1 protein-coding gene is annotated in these 1,762 nt (G+C 69.5%); it reads left to right on the top strand.

Annotated features, from left to right (window positions below; translation table 11 throughout):
* Positions 1 to 45: 45 nt before the first annotated feature.
* A partial coding sequence (locus FHG66_RS22550) for a calcium-binding protein (RefSeq protein WP_139079154.1) occupies positions 46 to 1,762 on the top strand: 1,717 nt, incomplete at its 3' end.

Below are 1,762 nucleotides of genomic sequence, written 5' to 3'. Positions count from 1 at the left end.
GATCAGTTCAAGCTGTCGCGTCCCTGGTTCACCCAGGAGAACGGCGTGTGGGACTCGAACGAGGCCCACCATCTCAACCTCGACGCCCAGGGCTGGGTGCGTGGCTTCACCCAGTCGGGCGGGGCCGCGCCGTTCCAGAACATCGCCACCGTTTGGGCCGCCGAAGGCGCGCAGATGCGCGCGGGGAACTACGTCATCGACTGGAAGGGCGAGGGCACCCTCGACGTGGGCGGCGCCACGATCGTGAGCCGGTCGGGCAACCGCATCGTCGTGGACCCCGGCCCGCAGGCCAACTGGCTCACCATCAGCAGCACCGATCCCAACAAGACCGGCAACTACATCCGCGACATCCGCATCTACCACGAAAGCGACAAGGCGCTCCTGGACGCGGGCGAGATCTTCAACCCCGCCTTCCTCGACAAGATCGAGGACTTCCGCTCCCTGCGCTTCATGGACTGGATGGACACCAACAACTCGGCCGTGCGCAGCTGGGGCGACACCACCCAGCCGGGCGAGGCCTCCCAAAGCTCCTACGACAAGGGCACGGGCGCGTCGGTGGACATGATGGTGGCGCTGGCCAACAAGGTGGACGCGGACCCGTGGTTCACCATCCCCCACGGCGCCGACGCCAACTACATCCGCCAGTTCGCGACCTATGTCCGCGACCACCTCGACCCCAACCTCAAGGCCCACTTCGAGTACTCCAACGAGGTCTGGAACTGGGCCTTCGACCAGGCGCAATGGGCGCAGGCCCAGGCCGTCAGCACCTGGGGCGCAGGCGTCCAGGGCGGCTGGATGCAGTGGTACGGCGTCAAGGCGGCCGAGATGGCCCGCATCGTGGCCAGCGTCTACGGCAACGAGACCGGCACCCGCGCGCTCAACGTGTTCGCGACGCAGTCGGGCTGGCAAGGGCTCGAGCAGTACGCCCTCAACGCCCCCGACCACGTGGCCCGCGGCGGCACCGCGCCCAAGGACGCCCCCTTCCATGTCTACGCCATCGCGCCCTACTTCGGCGGCGGCGTGGCCCACATGGCCGCCCAGGTCAGGACCTGGGCCTCGCAGGGCGAGGCGGGCATGAAGGCGGCGCTGGCCTGGCTGGGGCAGGACATCAACGCCTTGGCCTCCACCGTGGCCTACCATTCCGGCATAGCCCAGCGCATGGGCTGGCAGCTCGAAGGCTACGAGGGCGGGCAGCACCTCGTCGAGTACTCGAACGACGCCACCATGACGCGCTTCCTCACCGCCCTGGCCGACCGGCCCGAGATGGCGCAGCTCTACAACCAGTACTTCACCATGTGGAAGGACAACGGCGGCGGCATGCTGGCCCACTACTCGGACTTCGGCGCGGGCGACCGCTACGGCAGCTGGGGCATCTGGGACAGCGCCTACAGCGGCGACACCCCCCGCGCCTCCGCCGTGGAAGCCTTCCGCGACAGCGTCGAAGCCTGGTGGAACGACAACCGGCCCGACTCCGTCTTCAACGGCGGCGGCGGCACGGCCACCCCGCCCACCAACCCCACCCAACCCACCCAGCCCACACAGCCCACCACCCCGGGCAACCCCACCGCCGGAGCCGACGTCCTGCGCGGCACCGCGGGCGCCGACAGCCTCAACGGCCTGGCCGGCGATGACCAGATCCAAGGCGACGGCGGCAACGACACCCTCCTGGGCGACGGCGGCCAGGACCGCCTCGACGGCGGAACCGACGACGACCGCCTCGACGGCGGAACCGGAAACGACCAGCTCACCGGCAGCACAGGCA

Origin of the sequence: Rubellimicrobium rubrum (genome assembly GCF_006152115.1) — a bacterium.
In the GTDB taxonomy this organism is placed as follows: domain Bacteria; phylum Pseudomonadota; class Alphaproteobacteria; order Rhodobacterales; family Rhodobacteraceae; genus Rubellimicrobium; species Rubellimicrobium rubrum.
This window is presented reverse-complemented; position numbering and strand designations above follow the sequence as displayed.